This is a genomic window from Pseudarcicella hirudinis, assembly GCF_900115665.1.
Lineage (GTDB): Bacteria > Bacteroidota > Bacteroidia > Cytophagales > Spirosomataceae > Pseudarcicella > Pseudarcicella hirudinis.
Genome location: NZ_FOXH01000001.1, coordinates 486436 through 506691, shown reverse-complemented (window position 1 = coordinate 506691; position 20256 = coordinate 486436). Strand labels below are relative to the sequence as shown.

Annotated in this window: 18 protein-coding genes; 11 read left to right on the top strand and 7 right to left on the bottom strand. The window is 37.6% G+C overall.

All coding sequences use genetic code 11. From position 1 onward, the window contains the following. Window positions 1-60: 60 nt before the first annotated feature. The 6 genes from BM179_RS01810 (at window position 61) to menD (ending at window position 8583) form a co-directional block, all read left to right on the top strand. On the top strand, window positions 61-1335 hold the full coding sequence (locus BM179_RS01810) for a cation:dicarboxylate symporter family transporter (protein ID WP_092011198.1): 1275 nt from the start codon (window positions 61-63) through the stop codon (window positions 1333-1335). A gap of 86 nt (window positions 1336-1421) precedes the next feature. After that, window positions 1422-2891 (top strand): LptF/LptG family permease, encoded by a 1470-nt coding sequence (locus tag BM179_RS01805; RefSeq protein ID WP_092011195.1) that lies wholly within the window; start codon window positions 1422-1424, stop codon window positions 2889-2891. A 106-nt stretch (window positions 2892-2997) separates the two neighbouring features. Further along, complete coding sequence (gene rpsO / locus BM179_RS01800) at window positions 2998-3273, top strand: 30S ribosomal protein S15 (RefSeq protein WP_092011191.1); 276 nt, start codon at window positions 2998-3000, stop codon at window positions 3271-3273. 324 nt (window positions 3274-3597) lie between these two features. Next, entirely contained in the window at window positions 3598-5745 is a 2148-nt protein-coding gene (gene pnp, locus BM179_RS01795; protein ID WP_092011188.1) for a polyribonucleotide nucleotidyltransferase, read from the top strand. A 123-nt stretch (window positions 5746-5868) separates the two neighbouring features. Continuing rightward, window positions 5869-6732 carry a sigma-70 family RNA polymerase sigma factor gene (locus tag BM179_RS01790; protein ID WP_092011185.1) on the top strand — a complete coding sequence of 288 codons (864 nt, stop codon included), beginning with the start codon at window positions 5869-5871 and terminating at the stop codon, window positions 6730-6732. Between the two features lie 126 nt (window positions 6733-6858). Further along, the gene (gene menD / locus BM179_RS01785; protein WP_092011183.1) at window positions 6859-8583 is read left to right on the top strand and encodes a 2-succinyl-5-enolpyruvyl-6-hydroxy-3-cyclohexene-1-carboxylic-acid synthase; all 1725 of its coding nucleotides are present in this window, start codon (window positions 6859-6861) and stop codon (window positions 8581-8583) included. Between the two features lie 102 nt (window positions 8584-8685). Here menD and BM179_RS01780 read toward each other — a convergent pair whose 3' ends face one another. Beyond that, window positions 8686-9606, bottom strand: a complete 921-nt coding sequence (locus BM179_RS01780; RefSeq protein WP_092011181.1) for a tetratricopeptide repeat protein — start codon at window positions 9604-9606, stop codon at window positions 8686-8688. Between the two features lie 162 nt (window positions 9607-9768). On the opposite strand from BM179_RS01780, the gene BM179_RS01775 reads away from it, so the two are divergent. Together BM179_RS01775 and BM179_RS01770 are read left to right on the top strand one after the other, a co-directional pair. Next, entirely contained in the window at window positions 9769-11022 is a 1254-nt protein-coding gene (locus tag BM179_RS01775) for a Glu/Leu/Phe/Val dehydrogenase dimerization domain-containing protein (protein ID WP_092011178.1), read from the top strand. Then, on the top strand, window positions 11009-12943 hold the full coding sequence (locus BM179_RS01770; protein WP_229632881.1) for an acetoacetate--CoA ligase: 1935 nt from the start codon (window positions 11009-11011) through the stop codon (window positions 12941-12943). The genes BM179_RS01775 and BM179_RS01770 overlap by 14 nt, the downstream gene beginning before the upstream one ends. A 45-nt stretch (window positions 12944-12988) precedes the next feature. Here the strand turns inward: BM179_RS01770 and BM179_RS01765 are convergent, their stop codons facing one another. The 6 genes from BM179_RS01765 to BM179_RS01740 form a co-directional block, all read right to left on the bottom strand. Further along, a complete protein-coding gene (locus BM179_RS01765; RefSeq protein ID WP_092011175.1) occupies window positions 12989-13849 on the bottom strand; it encodes a flavin reductase family protein in 861 nt (286 codons plus the stop codon). Continuing rightward, window positions 13846-15093 (bottom strand): fumarylacetoacetase, encoded by a 1248-nt coding sequence (gene fahA, locus BM179_RS01760; RefSeq protein ID WP_092011172.1) that lies wholly within the window; start codon window positions 15091-15093, stop codon window positions 13846-13848. The genes BM179_RS01765 and fahA overlap by 4 nt, the downstream gene beginning before the upstream one ends. Before the next feature lie 39 nt (window positions 15094-15132). After that, window positions 15133-15567, bottom strand: coding sequence for a MarR family winged helix-turn-helix transcriptional regulator (locus BM179_RS01755; RefSeq protein WP_092011169.1), 435 nt, complete (start codon window positions 15565-15567; stop codon window positions 15133-15135). 150 nt (window positions 15568-15717) lie between these two features. Further along, entirely contained in the window at window positions 15718-16848 is a 1131-nt protein-coding gene (gene hppD / locus BM179_RS01750) for a 4-hydroxyphenylpyruvate dioxygenase (RefSeq protein ID WP_092011166.1), read from the bottom strand. After that, window positions 16841-17650 carry a phenylalanine 4-monooxygenase gene (locus tag BM179_RS01745; RefSeq protein WP_229632880.1) on the bottom strand — a complete coding sequence of 270 codons (810 nt, stop codon included), beginning with the start codon at window positions 17648-17650 and terminating at the stop codon, window positions 16841-16843. Before BM179_RS01745 ends, hppD begins: the two co-directional genes overlap by 8 nt. Window positions 17651-17706: 56 nt before the next feature. After that, window positions 17707-18861 (bottom strand): homogentisate 1,2-dioxygenase, encoded by a 1155-nt coding sequence (locus tag BM179_RS01740; protein WP_092011159.1) that lies wholly within the window; start codon window positions 18859-18861, stop codon window positions 17707-17709. A 176-nt stretch (window positions 18862-19037) separates the two neighbouring features. Here BM179_RS01740 and BM179_RS01735 point away from each other — a divergent pair, with 176 nt between their 5' ends. The 3 genes from BM179_RS01735 to BM179_RS01725 all read left to right on the top strand — a co-directional run bounded on the left by BM179_RS01735 (window position 19038) and on the right by BM179_RS01725 (window position 20193). After that, entirely contained in the window at window positions 19038-19361 is a 324-nt protein-coding gene (locus tag BM179_RS01735) for an Mpo1-like protein (protein WP_092011156.1), read from the top strand. Window positions 19362-19479: 118 nt separating this feature from the next. After that, window positions 19480-19926 (top strand): peptidylprolyl isomerase, encoded by a 447-nt coding sequence (locus BM179_RS01730; RefSeq protein ID WP_092011153.1) that lies wholly within the window; start codon window positions 19480-19482, stop codon window positions 19924-19926. Window positions 19927-19953: 27 nt separating this feature from the next. Next, window positions 19954-20193 carry a hypothetical protein gene (locus tag BM179_RS01725; RefSeq protein ID WP_092011150.1) on the top strand — a complete coding sequence of 80 codons (240 nt, stop codon included), beginning with the start codon at window positions 19954-19956 and terminating at the stop codon, window positions 20191-20193. The last annotated feature ends 63 nt before the right edge of the window (window positions 20194-20256 follow it).

The following is a 20256-nucleotide window of genomic DNA, read 5'->3' as shown; positions in this document are numbered from 1 at the left end:
AAATTAAGGCTTTAATGAGATAATACTTCGGAATCTAATAATTTCTTCTTTTCAACATACATGAAAAAACTATTTACTAATCTTACTTTTTGGGTTCTTACAGCCATTACGCTCGGAGTTTTATTGGGACATTTTGCCCCGCAGATTGCTCTGCAGAAAATAATGGAAGAACCTTTCAAAATGAAACTTTTAGGAAATGAAGTAAGTGTTGGAAATACAATCAGTGAGTTTCTGAGCGGAATTTTTATCAGTGTTGTCAAACAATTTATTAACCCGATTATCTTCCTTACTATAACACTTGGTATCGTTAGCATGGGGAATTTAAAAAAGGTCGGAAAAGTAGGAGGGAAAGCCCTGCTGTATTTTGAAATAGTTACTACTTTAGCCCTTTTGGTCGGAATTATTGTAGCTAATGTGATCAGGCCCGGAGACGGAGTAGTGACAGATAGTATCAAAGGAGGAGATATTTCGAAATATACAAAAAGTGCAGAGACATTTAGCTGGCTTAAGTTTTTTATGGATAACCTGACCTTGCAGGTACTTTTGTTTTCAATTATCCTGGGGATTTTACTAAGTAATTATGAAAGACGACATGTAATTGTTGCCTTTTTTCAGAAAATTTCCAGATACGTGTTCAAAGGATTGCATTGGGTTATGAAATTTGCCCCTGTAGGCGCATTCGGGGGGATGGCTTTTACCATCAGTAAATACGGTATCCAGACTTTATTGCCTCTTGCCAAACTTATGGGGACGGTCTATGTTACAATGGGCATTTTTGTGTTTGGTATTCTTACCCTTATTTTGAACTATTACAAGATTAGTCTGTGGCGATTTCTTAAATATATCAGAGAGGAACTGCTGATTGTATTAGGAACCTCATCTTCCGAAGCAGGTTTACCTTCATTAATGGAAAAACTGGAAAAAATGGGTTGCGCCAAATCTGTTGTAGGTCTGGTTGTTCCGGCCGGATATTCATTCAATTTGGATGGAACCACTATTTACCTTTCGATGTCTGTAATTTTTCTGGCGCAGGTATTTAATGTTTCTCTGAGTTTAGCCCAGATTATGACGATCATCGGAATTTTAATGGTGACTTCAAAAGGTGCCGCAGGAGTAACCGGAAGCGGATTTATTGTACTGGCTTCTACATTAACAGCCATAAAAGTAATTCCTGTAGAAGGTTTGGCGTTATTATTGGGTGTAGACAGATTTATGTCTGAAGCCCGGGCTATTACAAATTTTATCGGTAATGGCGTAGCAACGATCTGGATCGCCAATAACGAAAAAGAATTTGACCGCGAAGCTATGGAAAAAGCCTTCAATCTGAAAGCTTAAGTCTTTTAAGAAAGTTTAACTTTAGGATAACCGTCTTTTTCCGTAAATTTGCCGGAAATTATAAATATTTAAGAAATACTAATTTGATGAAGAAACTTGATAAACTGGTCCTCAAATCATTTTACGGGCCGTTTATTTTGACGCTGGCAGTAGTTATTTTTATTTTTCTGCTTCGTTTGGTGTTGTTTTACTTTGCTGATTTATTTGGGAAGGATTTGGGAGTGTTTGTTTACGGTGAATTGTTTTTCTATTTTACCCTTATTACCATTCCTATAGCAATGCCTCTGGCAATGCTGCTTTCTACCTTGATGGCTTATGGTAAGCTCGGAGAGTTTTTTGAATTAACTGCCATCAAAAGTGCCGGAATCTCAGTGTCCCGTGTCATGCGACCGATTTTGGTCGTAGCTGTTATAATCACCTGCTTTTCTTTCTGGTTTAATAATGTGGCTTTACCCTGGGCAAACCTCAAGGGATATCGTTTGCTGTATGATATCAAAACGACTAAAACTACTTTAAATATCAAGGAAGGCATTTTTTACAACGATTTACCAGGATACAGCATTAAAGTAGGGAAGAAATTTCCTGATAATAAAACGTTAAAGGATATTCTGATTTTTGATCATACCAAGAATGACGGAAATCGTCATGTAACAGTGGCAGATTCAGCTCAGATGTACACGATCCTAGATAAACAATATCTTATTTTTGAATTATTCAATGGGAATGATTATCTTGAGGATGCAGACAAGACTTCAGGGACTGACCAGACAGATATGGCAGTTCATGAGTTCAAAAGGAGCAAAGTTGTGATGAGTCTGGCGGCGTTTGATATGCATAAAACGGAAGAAGAGCAGTTTTCTCACCATCAGATTATGCGTGATGTGGTACAATTGGGAAAAGATGCCGACTCACTCAGAAAAAGCACCAGAGACCTGAAAGCAAATTTCTATTATACAGCCAGATCATATTATATGTATAATCTGAAAGACCTTACAAAAGAGCAGAAAAAGATGAAAGCGGGAAAGTGGATAGATTCTCTCATGGTTCCGAGGACAAAGGGAATGGAAATAAGAGATCTTGAATTTGCGGCAAGTCAGGCGAAAAACATGGTAACTTTTGCTGATGGCAATGAACAAAGCCTTTTGTCTAAAGATGACGAGTTTCAGAAAACAAATCTGGAATGGCATCATAAATTCACAAATGCTTTTGCTATATTCGTAATGTTCCTGATTGGAGCTCCTTTGGGTTCAATTATTAAAAAAGGTGGTTTTGGGATGCCGATTGTGGTAGCCATTTCATTTTTTATCTTGATGTATGTTATGACGCAGCAAGGAGATAAAATGGCAAAAGAAGGGAAGATTCTGGTACAGATCGGAGCCTGGTTTTCTAATGTAGTGTTATTTTCAATAGGGGTTTATTTCTTAAATAAAGCAAGAAATGACTCCAGGTTGTTTGAAACTGACGTTTATGCGATGGCTTTTGGCAAATTGAAGGAAAGACTTTCAAAAATTGAATTGTTCTCTAAAATATTGAAATTAAAGAAACAGACGGTATGATTCATTTGTAGGGTCTGAAATTAATAGGAACAAAGATTTGCATTCTCAGGAGAAAAACCTTATTTTTGCACGTTTATAAAATTTTTAACAATTAAACTGGTAAAAGATGTACTTATCACCTGAGAAAAAGCAAGAAATTTTCGAAGAAAAAGGAAAGGCTAAGTCTAAAATCGATACTGGTTCTGCCGAGTCACAAATCGCTTTGTTTACTTACAGAATCAATCATTTGACTGAGCATTTAAAAGTTAACAAAAAAGACCACAGTTCACGTTTGGGTCTTTTGAAATTAGTAGGTAAAAGAAGAAGACTTCTCAATTATCTTACTGCAAAAGATATTAACCGTTATAGAGCAATTATTGCTGAACTCGGCATCAGAAAGTAATCACTTTCCAAAACAGGGAATCACACAGGTGAATTCCCTGCTTTGTTTTCTCCTTATCATAATTGATTCTGATTTGAATAAGCAAATTGGCCTGAAAATGAATCACTTATGCCTTTTCCCTTGATATGTGCTCATTCCGGATAGAAGTGTTTAAACGGAACAGGGTTCGTTAATAGTTATACGTTATTTGCTAATCGTTATAATCGTAGCTTCTATAACCTTTCATAACGCCTAACATTTAACATTAACTAAACGATAAACCAACAAAATCCTTCCTCAACATGTTATTGATTGAAAAAGGGACAATGTTTTACTAAAAAAATTATGTCATTTAACGTAATTACAAAAAAAATTACAATGCCAGATGGTAAAGAAATTACCATCGAAACAGGTAAACTTGCTAAGCAGGCAGACGGGTCTGTTGTAGTAAGAAGCGGAAACATGATGTTGTTAGCAACTGTTGTAGCTAACAAAGAACACAAAGAAGGTGTGGATTTTTTACCACTTTCAGTTGACTATCAGGAGAAATTTGCTGCTGCAGGTCGTATTCCGGGTGGTTTCCTTCGTCGTGAAAGTAGATTATCTGATTATGAAGTATTGATCAGCCGTCTGGTTGACCGTGCTTTACGCCCTACTTTCCCGGATGATTTTCATGCAGACACTCAGGTGATGATTAACCTTGTTTCAGCAGACCTTGAGGTTCAGCCGGATGCATTTGTGGGATTAGCCGCTGCGGCTGCCCTTGCAGTATCTGATATTCCTTTCAACGGACCAATTTCTGAAGTTCGTGTAGCTAAAATTGACGGAGAATTTATTGTTAACCCGGATTCTTCATTAATTAACAAAGCGGATCTTGAATTGATCGTTGCAGCCAATATGAATGATATTCTGATGGTTGAAGGTGAAGCAAATGAAGCTTCTGAAGAAGATATGCTGGCTGCTTTAAGATTAGCTCACGAAGCAATCAAAATTCAGTGTAACGCTTTGAAAGAATTAGAAGCTGAAGTTGGAAAAACTGAGAAACGTGTATATAATCACGAGACACATGACGAGGAACTTCGTAAAGAATTGTGGGACAAATATTTCGACAGATTCTATGAAGTAGCCAAATTGGCTAATCCTGTTAAAGCTGAAAGAAAAGCCGGTTTCAAAGCAATTGTTGATGAATATATTGCTGCTTTGCCTGAGGATCATACTGTTAGCCTGGGCCTTGCTAAATATTATTTCCATGATATTGAGAAAGAAGCAGCCCGTCAGCTGGTATTGAATGAGCGTTATCGTTTGGATGGACGTAAATTGGATCAGATTCGTCAGATTACCTGCGAAGTTGATTATTTGCCATCTCCGCATGGTTCAGCAGTGTTTACACGTGGTGAAACACAATCGCTGACGACAGTAACACTTGGTACTAAACTGGATGAGCAAATTGTTGATCAGCCAATGTTCCAGGGTTATAACCGTTTTATGCTTCATTACAATTTCCCGGGTTATTCAACTGGTGAAGTAAAACCAAACAGAGCTCCCGGACGTCGTGAAGTAGGACATGGTAACCTGGCGATGCGTGCTTTGAAAAAAGTATTGCCAACCGGAGAAGACAATCCTTATACAATTCGTGTAGTTTCTGATATTCTTGAGTCAAATGGTTCATCTTCAATGGCAACTGTGTGCGCAGGTACATTAGCACTGATGGATGCGGGTGTTAAAATTAAAGCACCGGTATCAGGAATTGCCATGGGATTGATTACAGATACTAAAACCGGTAAATATGCCGTTTTATCTGATATTCTTGGTGATGAAGATCATTTAGGAGATATGGATTTCAAAGTAACCGGAACAGAAAATGGTATCACTGCCTGTCAGATGGATATTAAAGTAACCGGACTATCATATGAAGTTCTTTCTGAAGCATTGCATCAGGCAAAACAAGGCCGTTTACACATCCTTGGAGAAATGAAAAAGGCTATTGAAACTCCTCGTGAAGACTTCAAACCTCAGACTCCTAGAGCTACCGTAATCAAGATCTTCAAAGATCAGATTGGTGCAGTAATCGGACCAGGTGGAAAAGTTGTTCAGGATATTCAAAAACAATCCGGTGCTACTGTAACTATTGAAGAAAAAGAAGACGGAGGATATGTAAGTATATATTCTTCAGATAAACCTTCTATGGATAAAGCTATTAAAATGGTGAAAGGCATTGTAGCTGTAGCTGAAGTAGGAGAAGTTTATGATGGAAAAGTTAAGTCAATCATGCCATTTGGTGCTTTTGTTGAGTTTATGCCAGGCAAAGATGGCTTATTGCACATCTCCGAAATTTCATGGGATAGAATCGAAACTATGGATGGTGTTTTGCAGGAAGGTGAAGAAATTAAAGTAAAACTTATTGAAGTTGATAAGAAGACGGGTAAATTCCGTTTGTCAAGAAAAGTTTTATTGCCGAGACCTGCAAAGGCGGAGAACAAAACAGCAGAATAATACGTTATTTAATCAGTTAACAATTATTTTATATCTTAATCTCCAAATTATGGTTAAGAATCTGATAATTGTTAACTGACTTTATGTTAATTGAAACCAGCAATTATCAACAGGTAATTAAATATGAGACAGCTAAAAATCAGCAAGCAAATTACAAACCGGGAGAGCCAGTCACTCGATAAGTATTTGCAGGAAATAGGTAAGGTGGATTTGTTAACACCAGACGAGGAAGTAATTTTAGCTCAGAAAATACGTGAAGGTGATCAACTTTCTCTCGAACGACTTACAAAAGCGAACCTTCGCTTTGTTGTGTCAGTAGCGAAGCAATATCAGAATCAAGGATTAAGTTTAGGTGACCTTATTAATGAAGGTAACCTTGGTTTGATCAAAGCTGCTCAGCGTTTTGATGAAACCCGTGGTTTTAAGTTTATTTCATACGCTGTATGGTGGATTCGCCAGTCTATTCTTCAGGCTTTGGCGGAACAATCACGTATCGTACGTCTGCCACTTAACCGTGTAGGTTCTTTAAATAAAATCTCTAAGACTTTCTCTGAATTAGAGCAGAAATTCGAACGTGAGCCATCTCCGGAAGAATTAGCGGAAGTGCTTGAAATCTCTACAGGAGAAGTTGTCGATACCTTGAAAATCTCAGGTCGTCACGTATCTATGGATGCTCCTTTCGTTCAAGGGGAGGAAAACTCTCTTCTTGATGTGTTGGAAAATGATGGTGAAGATAAACCAGACTCTGGTTTGATTAATGATTCACTTCGTCGTGAAGTCCAAAGAGCACTCTCAACGCTTACACAACGTGAAGCAGATGTGGTAACATTATACTTTGGTTTGAACGGAGAACATGCAATGACTCTTGAAGAAATCGGTGAAAAGTTTAATCTTACCCGTGAACGTGTGCGTCAGATCAAAGAAAAAGCAATTCGTCGTCTGAGACATACTTCGAGAAGTAAAGCCTTGAAAACATATTTGGGATAATAATTTCCTGATAGTAAATTTAGAGCCTCTTTTAGAGGCTTTTTTTGTTCTGAAGATATCCTTCTCAGAATCCGGAAGATTCCAGAAAATTTAAGGATTAAGCTATTTTAATTACTCTGTTTAAGTATGGCCTTATTACAACCCATTCTCAATATTGCCGAAATTTTGCACAAAAAAGGTGTTAATCATGCCCTAATATCTCCGGGTTCCAGAAACGCTCCCTTAACGATTGCATTGGCCCGCCATCCGGGTATTCAGGCCAAATCAGTATCGGATGAACGCTCGGCAGCTTTTATTGCCCTGGGAATGTCTCAAAATTTAAAGGAACCTGTCGTAATATGCTGTACTTCAGGCTCTGCTGCTTATAATTATGCACCAGCTGTCGCTGAGGCTTTTTTTCAGGAAATCCCGCTGATTGTTCTCACAGCCGACCGGCCTAAAGAATGGATTCATCAGCATGACGGGCAAACGATATACCAAACTGATATTTTTGGTAAACATGTTAAACAAAGTTTTGAGATCGGTGCTGACTATTCTCATCCCGACTCCGTCTGGCAGATTGAAAGATCAGTAAATCATGCGCTTAATTTAGCCATGACAGAACCCAAAGGTCCCGTTCATATTAATATTCCATTAAGAGAACCTTTTTATCCTCTTGAAAATGAAGAGGTTAGGTTTAGTCCCCGGGCGCGTGATATAAAAAGAATTAAACCTGTATTTCAGCTAAGTAAGGAAGACTGGACTGAAATCATTGAAAAGGTAATAGATTCCAGCCGAATATTGATTGCAGTTGGCCAGGAAGAATTGAACTCTGCACTGTCGGAGGTTTTGGCTAAAATTCAGGAAGAATTTAATATTCCGGTTTTAGGAGAGGCTATTTCAAATGTTGGCTTGGATTCAATCTCTAAACATGATTTGTTTTTAGGGGGAGATGATTCTCTGTTGAAACCGGATTTGCTGATTACGATCGGAAAATCCTTTATTTCTAAAAGTTTTAAAACATTTCTACGGAAATACAAAGCTGAAGAACACTGGCACTTGCAATATGGAGATCATTTGATTGATACCTTTCAATCTCTGACTCAGATTATTCCGGTGAGCCCTCTTGATTTTTTCTCAAAACTCTTTGCTGATATTGACTATGATAATTTCCGAAACGGAGATATGGAAGAGAGAGATCCTGAATTTAAGAATATCTGGTTTGAAAGAGAATTAAAGGCGAGAAAATATGTGGAATCTTTCTTTCAGGCTGATTTTAAAACCGAATCATTTAATGAATTTTTGGTAATTAAGCAATTTATGGAAGGCTTACCGGATAATTCTCAATTACATTTAGCTAATTCATTATCAGTTCGTTATGCAAATTATATTGGTGTTGAAGCAAAGAAGAAAATAGAAGTTTTTGCCAATCGAGGAACAAGTGGAATAGATGGTTGTGTAAGCACTGCTGTCGGCGCAGCGATTAGTACAAAGAAACCGGTTTTTCTTTTAGTCGGAGATGTAGCGTTTTTCTACGACAGGAATGCTCTTTGGAACAGGTATTTACCTGAAAATTTAAGAATTGTTTTGTTAAATAATCATGGCGGTGGAATTTTCAGAGTAATTGATGGACCATCGAAGCTTCAGGAGCTTGAAGACTATTTTGAGACAGTTCAGTCTTATAATGCAGAGAAAACCTGTCAGGATGCTGATATAGAATATGTTAAAGTAAATAATAATGAAGGACTGATGGCTAAATTATCATTATTTGCCGAAAATTCCGGAAAACCGAAATTACTGGAAGTTGATACAGATTCATTGGTAAATACAGAGATTTTCAAACAATTTAAAGCCGGTTTTAAAGCTGTTTAAATGTCAGAAGCTACAGGTTTGCAGAATTGGATCTGTTGACTTGTAGCTTCTGAGTTTATCTTATTTTCCGGATATTTAAAGAGATCCTAAACATAGATTTGACTATTTTATAGAAGGATCAATCTTTTTTGCCTCATTGAGGTATTTTTCAGATTCTGTAAGATTTCCTGTTTTTTTGTAATACAAACTCAGATTTCTTAAGGCATAAGCATTTTCCGGCTGAAGTTTTAAAGAATGTTCTATGGCCTCTCTGGCTTTCTGGGTTTCTCCAAGCTGCAACAGGATATAGCCGTAATTATTAAGATAAATTGGCTGTGTCGCTTTCTGAGCAATAGCTTTTTTCGCCCATTTCAATGCCTCTTCATATTTTCCTTCTTCTCCCAGAATAAATGCCAGGTTATTGGCAGCAAAATCCTGATTACTATCCAGTGACAAAGCCTTTTCGAAATCCTTTCTGGCTAAATCATAAGATTTTTGCTGAAAATAAAGATAACCATGATTAGAATATGCTTCAGCATTTTTAGGATTTAGTCTGATCGCCTGCTCATAATCGGCAGTTGCTCCTGAAAGATTATTTAATTGGGCTTTAATATTACCAAGGCTTACATACACGTAAGAAGAATCCTTATACACTTTCTGAACAGCTTCAAGATCTTTTAGCGCATTTTGATATTCTCCTTTTATGAAAAGAAGTTCAGCTCTGTTGTAATAGGCTTCCGTAAAATTATTATCCTTTTCTATAGCGCTGTCAAAGTCTGCCAGCGCCTCATCAAGTTTATCTGCTTTCTGATAAGCCAAACCTCTGTTATTGTAAGCATCAGCAAAATCAGGCTTTTTTTCAATCGCTTCAGTAAACCATTTAATCGCTTCCTGATACTCCCGGTTCTGAAGCTTGAAATTTCCTCTTTTGAAAAAATCTGTGGCCTCCTGTAATTTACTGTCACTATTACATCCTGAAATCCAGCATAAAAAAAGAAGGTAACAGATTGAATAGAAAACAGAGCGTTTGAATGATTTTTTCATACAATGATAGTTGAAATTTTTATCCAAAATTACAGGTTTTTAAACGATTTATCCCTAAAATTCTGTGAATCATTATGATCCTTGATAGCAATAAATAAATGTTTACTAATAGTTGTTATACTAAGTAAAATTAATTTACATTTGCATATAAATCATAAAAAAATGCAATCTATTCTCAAAAAATTTGAAGAAAAACGTCCTGAAATTGTATTTGAATGGAAGGATTCTGAAACCGAGGCCGAAGGCTGGGTAGTAATTAATTCATTAAGAGGCGGTGCTGCCGGAGGTGGAACGAGGATGCGTAAGGGCCTGGACAGGAGAGAGGTAGAATCATTGGCTAAAACGATGGAAGTAAAGTTTACTGTATCAGGTCCTCAAATCGGGGGAGCTAAGTCAGGAATAAATTTTGATCCTTCAGATCCCAGAAAACACGGGGTATTGGAACGCTGGTATAAAGCGGTTTACCCTTTACTGAAAAATTATTATGGTACCGGCGGTGACCTGAATGTAGATGAAATCCATGAAGTAATTCCGATTACTGAAGAATACGGCTTATGGCATCCGCAGGAAGGAATTGTGACAGGGCATTATCTGGCCAATGAACCTTTGAAAATCAAGAAATTAGGCCAGCTCAGACATGGAGTCGTAAAAGTAATTGAAGATTGGAATTATACCCCGACTTCCTCTCAAAATGTCCATAAATATACGATTGCTGATTTAATTACAGGTTGGGGTGTTTCAGAGTCAATCAGACATTATTATGAGCTTTGGGGAGGAAATATAACAGGAAAACGGGTAATTATTCAGGGCTGGGGAAATGTTGCCGCCGCTGCGGGTTTATACCTGACGAAGTTAGGTGCCAGAATTGTTGGAATTATTGACAGAAACGGTGGAATTATCAGAAAAGAAGGATTGGATCTGGAAGAAACCAAAGCCCTTTTCTTCGACCGGGAAAATAATACTCTTGTTGCTGAGAATCTGCTTAGTTATGAAGAGGTTAACGAAAAAATCTGGTCAGCCGGCGCAGAGATATTTATCCCGGCTGCTGCTTCAAGGATTGTCACAGGAAACGCTTTGGATAAAATGATCGCCGGAGGTCTTGAAGTCATTTCCTGCGGGGCAAATGTACCATTTGCTGATCCTGAGATATTTTATGGCTCAATTATGTCACAGGCTGATGAAAAAATTTCTCTGATTCCTGATTTTGTTGCAAATTGTGGGATGGCAAGGGTTTTTGCATATCTGATGAGTGACGACGCTGTAATGACCGATGAATCGATCTTTCTTGATGTTTCAGAAACCATCAGAAAAGCTTTGCAAAAAGCCAGGAATGTGCATGATAGCAAGCAAACAATTGCCAAGGAATTATTTAGAATTGCGCTGGAACAATTAGTTGATGAAAATGATGAATCCTAAAATACTATGGAAACCTGATGCGGAAACGCGAAAGACTTCTAACCTTACTCAGTTTATTGATTATTTAAGATCCGCTTTCCAGCTGGATTTTCAGGATTACCAATCTTTGTGGGCCTGGTCGGTTAATGAACAGGAACAATTCTGGAGAATTTTGTTTGACTATTTCGGCTTGTCTTATTCCGGTGAGATAAAGCATGTACTGACAGGAAATATGCCTCAGACAAAATGGTTTGAGGGTATTTCTCTGAATTATGCTGAGAATATATTTACCAGAAAAAATGAGGCGATTCCTGCCATTATTTTTAAGTCCGAATCAGAAGAAAGTAAACATATTTCCTGGGACGAATTATTTTCACAAACGGCCTCACTTGCAGCATTTCTCAGAAAATCCGGAGTCAGAAAAGGAGACAGAGTTGCGGGGTATTTACCCAACATTCCTCAGGCGACTGTTGCGTTGCTGGCCACAGCTTCCATCGGTGCAATCTGGTCGGGTGCTTCTCCTGATTTCGGAACGGAGAGTGTTTTAGAACGGTTTCAGCAAATAGAACCTTCAGTTTTCATAGCGATAGATGGTTATCAGTATAATGGAAAACAATTCAATAAAATTCCACAGGTAAATGAATTAAAAAAACAGCTTAAAAGCCTGAAATCTGCCATTCTTATTCCTTACCTCAATAAGAATGCTGAAGTAGAAGGCTTTGATAACTGGGACAATATTATTGCAGAAAAACAGGAAGAAATTGCATATGAACGGGTAGATTTTAGCCATCCTCTCTGGATTGTTTATTCCTCAGGCACAACCGGAACGCCAAAATCGATTGTTCATTCGGTTGGTGGGATTTTACTTGAACACTTAAAATACCTTTGCTTTCATAATGATTTAAAGCCTTCTGAGCGTTTTTTCTGGTACACCACTACCGGATGGATGATGTGGAATTTTTTGCAGGGATCTTTACTGGCTGGAGCAACGGCCGTGATTTATGATGGAAGTCCTGCTTTTCCTGATATAGATAATTTATGGCGCTTTGCAGAAAAAGAAGGTATTCATCATTTTGGTACAAGTGCTTCATTTATTCAATCCTGTATAAAAAGTGAGATTCATCCGAAAGACAAATTTAACTTAAGTAAACTTCGCTCTGTAAGTTCTACAGGATCTCCCTTGTCTTCCGAGGGCTTCGACTGGATTTATGAATCTGTCAAAGAAAATGTCTATTTATGGTCTATGTCTGGTGGTACAGATGTATGCACTGCATTTGTTGGCGGTAATCCTTTGGAAGTTGTTACAGAGGGAGAAATACAATGTCGGGCTTTGGGAGTATCTCTGGAAGCATGGGATGAAAACGGACAGGCGTTAACGGATGAAGTAGGAGAGATGGTGATTACCAAAGCGATTCCTTCCATGCCGGTAATGTTCTGGAATGATCCTGATTTTAAGAAATATTCAGCCAGTTATTTTGAAGAATATGCCGGTATCTGGAGACATGGTGATTGGGTTAAAATTTCAAAAGAAGGGAAACTGGTAATTTTTGGCCGTTCTGATGCGACGCTTAACAGACAGGGTGTCAGGATTGGTACCGCCGAAATTTACAGAGCAGTTGAGCATTTACCTGAAATTAGTGATTCATTGGTTATTCATCAGGAAAAAGAAGATTGTATGATTCTGTTTGTAGTTTTGAGAGAGTATTCAGAACTTTCAGAATTGCTTAAACAAGAGATCAGAAAGGTTTTACGCGAATCTTATACTTCCAGGCATGTTCCGGATAAGATTATTGCTGTTTCTGCAATTCCTTATACAATTTCCGGAAAAAAGCTTGAAATTCCTGTCAAGAAAATTCTGCAGGGGATTCCGTTGGAAAAAGCAGTGAATTTAGGATCTGTAAGAAATCCGGAAGCATTTGAAGAATTTAAAACATTGATATGACAAAGCAATAAATCCCGGAATATTATTCCGGGATTTATTGTTTTGTCAGCTTAAAAGTGTAAGCCAGGCTTCTGTAACTTTTTTATCTCTTAACAGGTTCCGGGCAATATGGTGTATTTCGTCCCTTGATTTTCCGGTAAATTCTCCCTTTTTTTGCTTTCTGTGCTCATCTATCAGCTGATTTTCCGGCAGATGTTCAATGTTAGCAAGAATACCTAAATCATTGGCTGTAAATATATTACTTTGTCTGATTTCCAGCGGTAACTGATCAAATCCTATGCCTTTATTAATACTTGGTTTAGGAACCTCAAATATTGCATTACCAGAAGCTCTGCAATAGGAATCTCCCCCCATACGTGCTACCCAATCGGTTTTGTGTATATCTATTTTTCCGGATTCATCCAGGATATCCTCAGAAAAGTGCATCAGTATTACTTCACAGATCACCAGGTTTGCTGCCCCTCCGGTTTCACCCATTTGAATAACCTGTTTTACTTTGCATTCAAATTGCGCTTTTGACTCTCTGACCCTCGGAGGTTTAACTTTTAAGGATTTTTCTTCAGTAAATCCTGCTTTTACGAATTCATTGACACCTTTTTCGTACTCACAGCTGGCTAAAGACATTTGCTGAACCATTGAGTAATCAACCAGGTTAATTACGACTTCGTCATGCTCCAGAATATTCAGAATGGTATGTTTCTGAGAGCCGTCTCTTACTCTTCTGTTGGGCGCAAAAATTAAAGTAGGCGGATTGGTTCCAAAAAGGTTGAAAAAACTAAAAGGACTTAAATTAACCTGGCCTTCTTTATCCACTGTGCTGGCAAAAGCAATTGGTCTCGGTGCGATTGCATTTTGCAGATATGCCTGCAAGGCCTGAAGCGTTATTTCTTTAGGATTTATAGTCATTTTGATGGTAATACTTTATTGCTTACTTCTCCGAAACCTATTTTAATACCTTCTTTTTGTGAAAAACCTCTCATTGTAACTGTATCAAAATCCTGAATAAATTTCCTTTCTGAATTTTCTGAGAGTTTTATAGGGTTTTTACCACCCCATGTGAGCTCAAGCATAGAGCCAAAACTTGTTGGTTCAGAGCCGGAAATTGTTCCGGAAGCTAATATATCACCAATATTGAGGTTGCAGCCGTTTACCGTATGGTGCGCAATCTGCTGAGCCATGTTCCAATACATGTATTTAAAATTGGTCTGGCTGACAATAGCAGATGCTCCGTTTTCGGCACTGATTTCGACACTAAGCTGTATATCGTAATTTTTAGCGCCTGAGAAAGTCAGGTAGTCAAGTACCGGAGGATTTTGTTCCGGACCTTCACTTTTGAAAGGTTCCATTGCTTCCATTGTCACAACCCAGGGAGAAATCGATGAAAAGAAATTTTTTGCCAGAAACGGTCCCAATGGAACATATTCCCATTTCTGGATATCTCTTGCCGACCAGTCATTAAATAATACCAGTCCAAATATATAATTTTCTGCCTGTTCTGTAGAGACAGATTCGCCTATTTCAGAATTTTTTCCGATAATTAAACCGATTTCAAGTTCGAAATCAAGACTTTTACTGGGAGAAAAGACAGGAGAATCGGAATCATTTGGCTTGATCTGACCTTTGGGTCTGTGAAAGTCTGTTCCGGAAACTCTGATAGAAGAAGCCCTGCCATGGTATGCAACCGGAAGGTGTTTCCAGTTAGGTAGTAAAGCATTTTCAGGATCTCTGAACATCTTACCGACGTTGGTAGCATGTTCTATGCTTGAATAAAAATCAGTATAATCTCCGATTTTCACCGGAAGGTGCATGACTACTTCAGATTGCTTAATTAATGTTTTTTTTGCAATGTTCTGAATTTCAGTGTCTTCTGTAGTGAATATGTCAGTAATTCTTTGTCTTACAGCAGTATGGATACTTTTCCCGAGTGCAATAAAATCATTTAACTCTGCTTTTAAGAAGACTGCTCTGTCAAAATGGATTTCTTCCAGTAATGGTGATAATTTCCATAAATCAATGATGTATTCGCCCAGTGCAACCCCAACGCGTGAATCTGCATGCTGGTTAGTTGAGAAAACCCCGTAAGGCAAATTATATATTGAGAAGTCTGAATGAGCAGAAATCTCAAGCCAGGATTTTAAGTCTTTTTGCATATTTTCAGAAATAGCTTCCCGAAAGCTATTTCCGGAAAGCTAGGTAGTAATATTTTTATAGATTGTATCAAGTATTCTGGTGAAAATAAAATAATCTTCATCATTCAGTCCTGACCAGCTTTTTCTTCGCACATGCACCACTATCGGATGTGCCTTGTGATAGACTTCTTTCCCTGTTTCAGTCAGAAATACATCAAATCTTCTCCGGTCACTTTCAGACATTTTTCTCTCAGAAAGCCCTTTTTTGACAAGCAGATCAATAATCCTTGTTACTGTAGGATTATCTTTTACAGTCATTTCTCCCAAATCGTTCTGACTGATTCCGGGATTTCTGAAAATGTGATCGATAAGCACCCATTGGTCAACCGTAATATCAAGATTTGCTTCATCAAGCGCTTTTTGCAGAGCATATCTGATCTTTTTAATGGTTGTATCAATTTTGAAAAAATAAGCTTTCTGGTCTGATGAATTCATTTTGGAAATTTATGTAATTGTTGTTTTGACAATTAATTTTACCAAAAATACAAGAAAATTCAAAAAGCCGATAATTATTTTGTTTTTTATTCCTGAATAAGAATAATATTTGGAAAATTATGACAGATTCAATCTGAAATAATTTGCAGATCAAAGCGTTCCTCTTAAAATCTGTTCCCGTTCAATGGCTTCAAATAATGCTTTAAAATTGCCTTTTCCAAAAGATTTTGCTCCTTTTCTCTGAATAATTTCGAAAAATACAGTAGGACGGGAAACTATGGGTTTGGTAAAAATTTGTAACAAATAACCTTCATCATCCCGGTCAACCAGGATTCCGAGGCTGGAAAGTGTACTGATTTCTTCATCAATGCTTCCAATCCTGTCGAGCAGTGTTTCATAATAGGTTGTCGGAACTTTTAAGAATTCAATACCTCTTGCCTGTAAAGAAATGACTGTTTCAATAATATTGTCAGTGGCGACGGCAATATGCTGTACGCCCGGGCCTCCGTAAAAATCGAGGTATTCTTCAATCTGAGATTTTTTCTTTCCCTCAGCAGGCTCGTTGATCGGAAATTTGATTCTGCCATTACCGTTTGACATCACTTTCGACATCAGGGCTGTATATTCAGTAGAGATATCTTTGTCGTCAAAACCTACTAACTGATTAAATCCCATGACATTAGCATAGAAATTAACCCAGGTATTCATTTCACCCCAACCGACATTTCCTACCATGTGATCCACATATTTGAGACCAACTGTTTCAGGCTGGTAAGTTGGATTCCAGGGTTTAAAATTCGGAAGAAATGCTCCGTGATAGTCTTTTCTTTCCACAAAAACATGAATTGTATCTCCGTACGTTTTAATGGCAGATCTGACAACTTTTCCGTTGACATCTTCTTCGGAGAAGGGTTCAAAAACAGAAATAGCTCCCCTTGAAACGGTTTCTTCATATGCTTTTGCCGCATCATCAACCCATAAAGCTATCGCTTTTACCCCATCACCATGGCGATCAATGTGTTTACCGATTGCAGTATCTCCGGTTAGCGGACTTGTAAGAATGAATCTGATTTTATCCTGAACAAGTACATAACTTTCCCGGTCTTTTAATCCGGTTTCAAGTCCTGCGAAAGCAAGAGGTTGAAAACCGAAAGAGGTTTGAAAAAAATGAGCAGCTTGTCTGGCATTGGAAACATACCATTCAATATAATCAGTACCATTTATCGGAAGAAAATCTTCAGGTGCTTCCAGGGTACCAGTATTTGGTTCTTTTTCAGACATTTGCATAATTTTTGCCTAGTTCTGTATCGTAAGTTTGAAATGAATATTTTTTGTTGTCTTTCATCCGTTTTTCAAGTGCTAATTCAATTTCAGGAATGGAATCGAAAAGCTGCCGGTATGAATCTATGATGAAATATTTATCCTGATAATGTTCTTTTATGTAAGGTGTATCAAAAATTTCCGTTACATTAAATGGTACTCTCTGCGGAGTCGGATCAAGAAGGCAATAAGTACTTTCACCTGAAGAAGAAAGTATTCCTGCACCATAAATCTTCAGTTGGCCATCTTCTTTAATGAGTCCGAATTCGACAGTAAACCAGTAAATTCTGGAAATAATTTCAACAGCATCCTCACTTTCAACAAATCTTAATGCAATTCTTGCCAATTCTTCTAAAAAATGACAAACCGATTGATTGGAAAGTAATGGAACATGTCCGAAAATATCATGAAACATATCAGGTTCTTCCAGATAATCAAGCTGTTGGAAGCTTCTTAGCCAGGTTGAAGCGCAGAAATTCTTAGCTTGCATTAATTCGAAAAACGGACGATTCGCTATTAAGCCGGGTACTACATGAATTTGCCAACCGGTATAACTTCTCAGTAACTTATTGGTTTCCTCATAGTCCGGAATTCTTTCAGCTGAAAAATTAACCTTTTTGATTCCTTCCAGGTATTCTTTTGAAGCTATATCAGGCAACTTGGCGATCTGTCTGTTGAATAATATTTTCCAGATTTCAAAATCCTCAGGAGTATATTCATCATAATGCTGATGCATGGAATATGGAACAAAGTCGTAAGCCATTTTAATTTGTTTTGAAGTTTTAGTATTTTGAACAGAATGGTTCAAACAAATCGGTTTTACAGCCAGGATTGATAATATTTGCCATCATCAATTTTTAAGGCCTCTTCAGTAAGCATGAGAGGTCTGAAAGTATCTACCATTACCGCTAATTCATAGGTTTCTGTTTTTCCAAGACTTCTTTCCATTGCTCCCGGGTGCGGACCATGCGGAATTCCTCCCGGATGCAAACTGATATGTCCGGCTGCAACGTCATTTCTGCTCATAAAATCTCCATCAACGTAGTACAGAACCTCATCTGAATCAATATTGGAATGATTATAAGGTGCTGGAATACTTTTGGGATGATAGTCGAAAAGTCGGGGACAGAAAGAGCATACCACAAAAGCATCCGTCTGAAATGTCTGGTGAACAGGCGGCGGCTGATGGATTCTGCCTGTAATCGGCTCAAAATTGTGAATAGAAAAACCCCAGGGGAAATTATATCCGTCCCAGCCGACGACGTCAAAAGGGTGGGCTTCATATACTACAGAATGTAAAATGCCCTGTTTTTTAATTTTGATAATAAAATCCCCTTTTTCGTCATGGGTTTCCAGATTTTCAGGCAGTTTATAATCTCTTTCACAAAAAGGCGAATGTTCTGATAACTGGCCGAAATTGTTTCTGTAACGTTTAGGCGTGTATAAAGGACTGTGAGATTCCAGATAAAATAAGCGATTATCATTTGTATCGAAATCAATCTGGTAAATCATTCCTCTGGGAATCACCAGATAATCACCATATTCGAATGGAATATTGCCAAGCATGGTTCTGAGGGTCCCGGTACCTTTGTGCACAAAAATTAATTCATCTGCATCAGCATTTTTATAAAAATATGATTTCAGCGAATTACGTGGTGCAGCGAGTCCGATCAATACATCCTTATTAAGCAAAAGAGGAATTCTGCTGTCCAGAAAATCATCTTTTGCTTCGATATTAAAGCCAATTAGTTTTCTGGATTGAACGCTTTTTTCAATGGCAATTTTAGGGGAAGCATCAACGCTTTCAAGAATGGCTTTCACCATTGTCGGTCTTTGAAAATGGTAAGCAAGGGTAGCCATGCCGTCGAAACCTATGGTTCCGAAAAGTTCTTCATAAAACAGACCTCCATTCGGTTTTTCAAATTGAGTATGTCGTTTAGGAGGAATTTTTCCAAGTTTATGGTAAACAGGCATGGCGTTTAAGGTTTGATGAAGTATAATTCAAAATTGATAATTACGATCCGGTATTAAATCAAATAGTTGCTATACTAATAATTTGTATGTAAAGTAAATAAAAAGATATTGTAATTCAAAAAGAATTAATATGATTTTTAGTACATTTATGTAAAAAGGATCTAAATATTCTGAAAATGAAAAAAGCGTTAATAAAGACCGATAAATTTGAGAATTTCAGAGAGTTTTATAATTTTTATCTTACTGAGCATTCGCATCCTGTTTCAAGATTATTGCATTTTATCGGAACTGGTTTGGTGATTTTTATTACTTTTTACGGCATTTTCACTGACCAGTTTAAGCTTTTATGGTTTATTCCGCTGGTTGGGTACGGTTTTGCCTGGGTAGGGCATTTCTTTTTTGAGAAAAACAAACCTGCCACTTTCAAACACCCTTTTTACAGTTTGGGGAGCGACTTTGTCATGTTTTTTGATATTATAAGAGGAAAAGTGAAGTTATAATGAATCCATTTGCTAAAAATTCAGCACTATAATTAATAAGTCAGCGGGCAGAACGAGCATTTTCTAATACTTTGTCTAACTTTGTCCGGAGTTTATCACTATTAAAAGTATAATTAAAATGATTAAGGCAGAAATGTTGACCGATAAAGGTCTTATGAAAATTGAATTTTTTGAGGCCGATGCTCCGATTCATGTAAAGAATTTCGTCGATTTATCTAAAAGTGGTTTTTATGACGGACTTACTTTTCACCGTGTTATTCCTGATTTCGTAATTCAGGGTGGAGATCCGGATGGTACAGGAGCCGGAGGACCAGGTTATTCGATTCCCTGTGAGTTGACCGGAAATAATCAGTATCATGACAGAGGAGTTCTTTCAATGGCTCATCGCGGACGTAATACCGGCGGTTCTCAGTTCTTTATTTGCCATAGTCGCAGAAATACTGCTCATTTGGATCGAAATCACACTTGTTTTGGCAAGGTTGTTGAAGGTCTTGAAGTTATAGATGCGATTCGTGAGGGAAGTAAGATTATTAAGGTTACGATTATTGAAGACGAGGTTGCTTAATTTCTAACTCAAAACACTAAGGAACGAATGTATTTCATCGGAGAAATTCCAAATGAAGCTTGTAAGATTTCATTGTATAAATGGAATAACAAGTACTTTGTAAAGTTTGAAACACCTGATTTAGAACAGACTTTCAAAATTTCGGAAATGGATGTTGTCGGAGAGGGAGATGTTCGTGAAATGATGACTGATGAATTTATTCAGAAAGTAGTAAAACGTTTTGAAGAAATGTATGAGGATTTGAGTAAAGCAATGAATCCTTATTAGAAATTTCAAAATCATAACATCATAAAAATGGCCATCTCAAGCAGAGATGGCCATTTTTATGAT

Bases quoted from the DNA above. Each gene is read 5' to 3' on its own strand.
- BM179_RS01810 (WP_092011198.1), top strand. From the start codon at position 61: ATGAAAAAACTATTTACTAATCTTACTTTTTGGGTTCTTACAGCCATT.
- BM179_RS01805 (WP_092011195.1), top strand. From the start codon at position 1,422: ATGAAGAAACTTGATAAACTGGTCCTCAAATCATTTTACGGGCCGTTT.
- rpsO (WP_092011191.1), top strand. From the start codon at position 2,998: ATGTACTTATCACCTGAGAAAAAGCAAGAAATTTTCGAAGAAAAAGGA.
- pnp (WP_092011188.1), top strand. From the start codon at position 3,598: ATGTCATTTAACGTAATTACAAAAAAAATTACAATGCCAGATGGTAAA.
- BM179_RS01790 (WP_092011185.1), top strand. From the start codon at position 5,869: ATGAGACAGCTAAAAATCAGCAAGCAAATTACAAACCGGGAGAGCCAG.
- menD (WP_092011183.1), top strand. From the start codon at position 6,859: ATGGCCTTATTACAACCCATTCTCAATATTGCCGAAATTTTGCACAAA.
- BM179_RS01780 (WP_092011181.1), bottom strand. From the start codon at position 9,606: ATGAAAAAATCATTCAAACGCTCTGTTTTCTATTCAATCTGTTACCTT.
- BM179_RS01775 (WP_092011178.1), top strand. From the start codon at position 9,769: ATGCAATCTATTCTCAAAAAATTTGAAGAAAAACGTCCTGAAATTGTA.
- BM179_RS01770 (WP_229632881.1), top strand. From the start codon at position 11,009: ATGATGAATCCTAAAATACTATGGAAACCTGATGCGGAAACGCGAAAG.
- BM179_RS01765 (WP_092011175.1), bottom strand. From the start codon at position 13,849: ATGACTATAAATCCTAAAGAAATAACGCTTCAGGCCTTGCAGGCATAT.
- fahA (WP_092011172.1), bottom strand. From the start codon at position 15,093: ATGCAAAAAGACTTAAAATCCTGGCTTGAGATTTCTGCTCATTCAGAC.
- BM179_RS01755 (WP_092011169.1), bottom strand. From the start codon at position 15,567: ATGAATTCATCAGACCAGAAAGCTTATTTTTTCAAAATTGATACAACC.
- hppD (WP_092011166.1), bottom strand. From the start codon at position 16,848: ATGTCTGAAAAAGAACCAAATACTGGTACCCTGGAAGCACCTGAAGAT.
- BM179_RS01745 (WP_229632880.1), bottom strand. From the start codon at position 17,650: ATGGCTTACGACTTTGTTCCATATTCCATGCATCAGCATTATGATGAA.
- BM179_RS01740 (WP_092011159.1), bottom strand. From the start codon at position 18,861: ATGCCTGTTTACCATAAACTTGGAAAAATTCCTCCTAAACGACATACT.
- BM179_RS01735 (WP_092011156.1), top strand. From the start codon at position 19,038: ATGAAAAAAGCGTTAATAAAGACCGATAAATTTGAGAATTTCAGAGAG.
- BM179_RS01730 (WP_092011153.1), top strand. From the start codon at position 19,480: ATGATTAAGGCAGAAATGTTGACCGATAAAGGTCTTATGAAAATTGAA.
- BM179_RS01725 (WP_092011150.1), top strand. From the start codon at position 19,954: ATGTATTTCATCGGAGAAATTCCAAATGAAGCTTGTAAGATTTCATTG.